5 protein-coding genes are annotated in these 5,618 nt (G+C 27.2%); all 5 read left to right on the top strand.

The window, feature by feature from the left end; all coding sequences use genetic code 11:
- Nucleotides 1-69: 69 nt before the first annotated feature.
- The 5 genes from E6248_RS12280 to E6248_RS12260 all read left to right on the top strand — a co-directional run bounded on the left by E6248_RS12280 (nucleotide 70) and on the right by E6248_RS12260 (nucleotide 5,486).
- Nucleotides 70-423, top strand: a complete 354-nt coding sequence (locus tag E6248_RS12280; protein WP_316341091.1) for a CidA/LrgA family protein — start codon at nucleotides 70-72, stop codon at nucleotides 421-423.
- Nucleotides 424-442: 19 nt separating this feature from the next.
- Nucleotides 443-1,144: an LrgB family protein gene (locus E6248_RS12275; RefSeq protein ID WP_316341090.1), complete on the top strand. Its 702-nt coding sequence runs from the start codon at nucleotides 443-445 to the stop codon at nucleotides 1,142-1,144.
- 205 nt (nucleotides 1,145-1,349) lie between these two features.
- Nucleotides 1,350-3,194, top strand: coding sequence for a tetratricopeptide repeat protein (locus E6248_RS12270; RefSeq protein WP_316341089.1), 1,845 nt, complete (start codon nucleotides 1,350-1,352; stop codon nucleotides 3,192-3,194).
- 210 nt (nucleotides 3,195-3,404) lie between these two features.
- Nucleotides 3,405-4,499: a hypothetical protein gene (locus E6248_RS12265; RefSeq protein WP_316341088.1), complete on the top strand. Its 1,095-nt coding sequence runs from the start codon at nucleotides 3,405-3,407 to the stop codon at nucleotides 4,497-4,499.
- Between the two features lie 96 nt (nucleotides 4,500-4,595).
- Entirely contained in the window at nucleotides 4,596-5,486 is an 891-nt protein-coding gene (locus E6248_RS12260; RefSeq protein WP_316341087.1) for an undecaprenyl-diphosphate phosphatase, read from the top strand.
- Nucleotides 5,487-5,618 lie beyond the last annotated feature (132 nt).

The following is a 5,618-nucleotide window of genomic DNA, read 5'->3' as shown; positions in this document are numbered from 1 at the left end:
GTTTAATGGATTTACATATCTTTTTATTAGTGATAAATTATAATTTAGATAGTTAAGGAGGATAATAAAATGAAGATTTTTAGAGAGGCAATATTAATCCTCGGTATATATTTAATTGGAGAGGTTATTTCCAAAGGATTCTCACTTCCTTTACCAGGAAATATATTAGGAATGATAATTTTGTTATTATTATTAATGACTAAAGTTATTAAGGTAGAAAAAATAGAAAGTGTATCAAATTTCTTTCTAGATCATTTAGCTTTCTTCTTTATACCAGCAGGTGTTGGATTAATTTCATCATTTGATTTAATTAAAGCTAACCTTATATCAATTTTAGTATTATGTATTGTGACCACAGCAATAGTGATAGTGGTAACGGGGACTATAGTACAGTTAGTTATTAAGGCTAAAAAGGGAAAGTAAGAAAGGAAGTAGGATAGAAATGAGTTTATTAACAGAAAATATTTTATTTGGATTAGTTATTTCTTTAGTAGCCTTTGAAATTGGATTGTTTATTTATAAGAAAACAAAAATCCCTGTATTTAATCCGCTTTTAATTGCAATTATTTTAGTAATTGGATTTTTAATAATTTTCAATGTAAGTGTGGAAGATTATAATCGTGGAGGAGAATTTATAAATATGTTTTTAGGACCAGCCACGGTTGTTTTGGCAGTTCCTTTATATAAACAATTGCAACTTTTGAAAAAGTATTTACTTCCTATAATAATGGGGATTTTAATAGGAAGTGCGGTAAGTATTTCTTCAGTGGTATGGATTTCAAATATTTTAGGTATGGAAGAGATACTAACAATTTCTTTAGTTTCAAAGTCTGTTACAACTCCAATAGGAATAGAAATAACTAATCAGTTAGGTGGATTAGCACCAGTTACTGTATTAGCTATAGTTGTTTCAGGAATAATAGGTGCTGTTATAGGGCCATTAATATGTAAAGTATTTAGAATAAATGATAGAGTTGCTGTGGGTATTGCAATAGGAACAGCATCTCATGCTGTTGGAACTACAAAAGCTTTTGAATTAGGAGAAACAGAAGGAGCAATGAGTTCTTTATCAATAGGAATAGCAGGGATTATGACTGTATTTTTAGCACCGGCTATATATTCTATTTTGACTAAATTTATTTGAGGAAATCTAGATAACTTAGTAATCTACATTAAATTACTTAATAAATTATAATATTTAAATAGTGATTAAAAATTGGGGTGATTTAAACTCCAATTTTTAAATTTATATTTACAAATTTAAATATTTAATTGTAAATACTTAAAAACTTTGATAAAATTTATAATATCGTTAAACACTAAGATAATCTTAATTTGTGGAGGTAGAAATGAAGGAGACTGAATCACTTTTTTCTGCTATATTGAAGCCGGTGAAACCGTTTATTAGAAAGGTGTCACGAGGTTTTTCGTCGTTTTTTAGATTTATAAAAAGGGCATGTGAAAAAGTAGCTACAAAGTATAAAAAAGCAAATGAAAAGAATAAATATACGGAACCTATAGTAATAATTGGTACATCATGTTTGTTAATATTATTTATGGTACTAGTTATTAGAGGGACAACTGCTATAGAACAAGTTGAAATTACTAAAAATACTGCCGAAGTTTTGGCTTATGATAATAAGTATGATGAGGCTGTTGAAGAGTATAAATCTCTTCAAAGTAAAGAAGATTGGCCTATGTGGAGTGCTAAAATTGCTGATATTTATTCATTGAAAGGTGAAACAAAGAAATCAAACTCTCTTTTAAAGGAAATAATAGTTATTAGAGATAAAATAATAAAAGAAGAGGGTTATGCTAAATATAAGGAAAAAGACATTGAATTAACTAACTCCATGTTATTTACATTTGCATCAAATGGTGAATATGATGAAGTTATTACCTTTGGAGAAAAATATATTAGTGATTATTGTAGTAATAAAGATACATTAAATATATTATTTCAAGCATATTTAGTTAAAGGATATACATATAAAGCAGAAGAATTAATAGAAAAATATCCATTAGACGATAAATCGGCTTATGACGCAGCAGTAGTTGCTAATATGAATGTAATGTTAGACAGATGGGATAAAGGACTAGAACTTTTAAAATCTGCTATGGAAATAGATAAAAACGAGCTTAAGATTTATGATGTTATAAATAATATTTATGTTTATGATAATAAAAAATTAATCGAAGGTCTAGAAAAAAAGGTTAATGTTACGGGAGATAATGCATATAAGACATTATTAGCTAAGACATATGCTATATCAAAAAATACATCTGAAAAAGCTGTTGAATTAACTAAGGAATTAGAAGCAGATGGTATAGTTAACATAGGTGTAGATTTAGTTAATTTTGAAGCTTACAATAACCTTGGGGAAAAAGCTGAAGCAGAAGACTATATAAATGAAGCTGCAAAGAAAGCAAAAGCATGGAATAAAGAGTCATACACAACATATTATTTATTATCGCTAAAGAGTGAATATAATAATAAATTAGAAGAAGCACTAAGCTATGCAAAAAAGGCAGTACTTGCTGATTCTAAATATTCAAATACTTATGGAAGTTTACTTCCTAGACTTCAAATTGCAATGGGCAAATTTGAACCAATAGAAGTTTATTATAGAACAGCTCTTCAAAAGGATCCATTTAATTATAAGTTGATAATGAGTGTTGCAGATTATTATACTAATTATCAATCAAATAATGATAAAGGTATGAAATACTATGAATTATTGTTAGAAATAAAAAAAGAAGATAGTAGTTTATATAAGAAAATTTTTGACTTTAAGATTAAAAATGAAAAATATGATGAAGCAATTCCATATTTAGAAGAAGCAATAAAACTAGATGAAAATAATTCAGATTATTATAGAATATTAGGTACAATATATCTTAATAACTCGAATTTTGATGAGGGAATAGAACTAATTAGAAAAGCTTACTCAATGAATGAGAAAGATTCGATAGCTTTAAATAATGCAGGATGGTATTATATGACTGTTGAAAATGATATTGCAAGAGGTTTTGATAATATTAAGTCTGCTTATGAAGATATGCCTGTTTCATTAGATGAAGCTATTAAGGAAAAGTTAGTAAGCAACTATAATAAAGCGAAGAAGCTTTATGATGAATTTTTAGAAGATGAAACAAAAGAATTTGATACAGCTGGTATTGATCTAATCTTTTAAAATAGCATAAAGATAAATTTGCAAATAATTAATATTGTTAATTATGAGGCTGTTGCAAAAATAGTCTAAATTAAAAATGAAGAATTATTAAAATTAATTTCTTTTAAAAACTCCTTCGGGAGTTTTTTCATTAATTTTTTCATTATTCATTCTTAATTTTTCATTGTGCGACAGCACTATTTTAATACTATGTATATAGGGGGAGTTTATATGAAGATATTTAAGAGAATTCTTATTGCTGGAATCGTAATTATGATTTGTGCATTAGCATTTATCTATACTTTTAATGGTAAGTTTACTAATGATTTATCAATAAAAAAATGGGACAATATATATAATGAAAATAATATAGAGTTTTTTTATAGTAAGTCTGATGATGAAAAGATAAAGGTTTTAAAAGATAATTATGATTTAGAAGCAAAGGTTAAAGGTGTAGATGGACAACTTAACAAGGCGATTAAGGTTGCTGAGGTTTTAGGAAATATTATTACATTTGATGATGTGCCAAGCACAAGTAGGATAAATGGATTTGATATTCTTAAGGAAAAAACAGGTGAAAAGAAGGTGTCGGCAAAGGACCTTGGGATTATATATAGAGATTTCCTTGAAAGTCTAGGATACACAGCAAGAGTTGGTGAATTTAAAAGAACTAATGTAGGATCTAATAAAGAAAAATCATATTATATTGTTGAATATTGGAGTAAAGAATATAACAAGTGGGTTATGATCGACTTCATAGATAAGGGATACTTTGATAATGAGGGGTTCCCTTGTAGTGCTATGGAAGTTCTAGAAAATGATATTAGAAATTATAATTATACAGGAAGTAGTAAGAGAAGTGATTATATTCCAATGCTAAAGAAAACATTATATACATATACAATTAACATTGATAATACTACTGATATGAAAAGAAGTAATAGTTATATAACTTATATTAAGGATACGGACTCTATAGCTTTAAAATTTAAGGGGAATTATGTAGGTCCTACTATATTTACAGAGAATAAAGATATAATTAATAAGAATCCTATAGATAAAACAGAAACTAAGGATGAAAAAGCTTATTTAATATTAATGAAAAAACAAGAAAAGGCTGAAGATAAGGATAATAAAAAACAAAGCTTTATTGTTGGGGCTTTTAAGGATGGAAAAATACTAGATGAATACTATTTAAAAGAAAATGATAATGAATATAGAAAAGTGAATAAGTATACAGATATATTATTTAATGAAGGTGATAATGTTATTTCTCTTTCTTTAGATGGAGAAAATACAGTAAGTTCAATTGAAGTAAGTAATTAATAAGAAAATCTTAATATTTTAGGTAATAGACAGTAAATAATAATACAGTTATAATAAAAATTGTTGTAATATAGGAAGTTTTAAGGAGGGAAAATAATGGGTTTAGATTTTATCTATATATTTAAGGCTATAATAATAGCAATAGTAGAAGGTCTAACAGAATTTGTACCTGTATCATCTACTGGGCATATGATTTTAGTTGGTAGTTTAATTGGATTTAGATCAGGAGCAGCAGGAGCAGAAGAATTTGCAGCTATGTTTGAAGTTGTAATTCAGCTAGGAGCGATACTTGCGGTAGTAGTATTATATTGGAATAAATTATGGGGAGCTGTTGTAGATTTCTTTACTTTTATATTTTCAGGTGGAAAAAAAGGAAAGAAAGGCTTTCAATTTGGTATAAACGTAATTATAGCATCAATACCAGCACTAATAATAGGATTAACTTTATATGACAAAATTAAAGGTTTATTTAAACCTTCAGCAGTTATAGTTGGTTTTATAGTTGGTGGTATATTATTAATTATTATGGAAAACTTATTTAGAAATAAGACATCTAAGAGAGGTAAAACTCCAACTGTAGATGTTTTTGACTTAACTCCAATGCAATCATTAAAGGTTGGATTATTCCAAGTTTTATCTATGTGGCCAGGAATGTCAAGAAGTGCATCTACTATAATGGGAGGTTGGGTTGCTGGACTTTCAACTCCAGTAGCAGCAGAGTTTTCTTTCTTTTTAGCAGTTCCAGCTATGGTTGGTTCTTCAGCTATGGATTTATTTAACTTTGATTATTCTATAATGAATTCTACATATATAGTAGCTTTAATAGTTGGGTTTATAGTAGCATTTATTGTATCAATAATAGTTATGGATATGTTTGTAAGTTACTTAAAGAAGAAACCAATGAGAATCTTTGCTATATATAGAGTAATTGCTGGTATAGTATTACTTGCTTTATCTTTAGCAGGAATAGTAACTTTAGCAATGTAGAAAATAAAAATTAAAAATTAGGGATTTAGTAAGCAAAATTATTAAATAACTATATAAATACTGTATATAAGGGGATGTTGAAAAAACAGCCCCTTATAATAATTCAGAATTAAAATTGAAAATGAATAATTA

This window comes from Clostridium sp., assembly GCF_032552055.1.
Taxonomy (GTDB): Bacteria; Bacillota; Clostridia; order Clostridiales; family Clostridiaceae; genus Clostridium.
The sequence above is the reverse complement of the archived record's forward strand: the minus strand, read 5'-3'. Positions and strand labels throughout refer to the sequence as shown.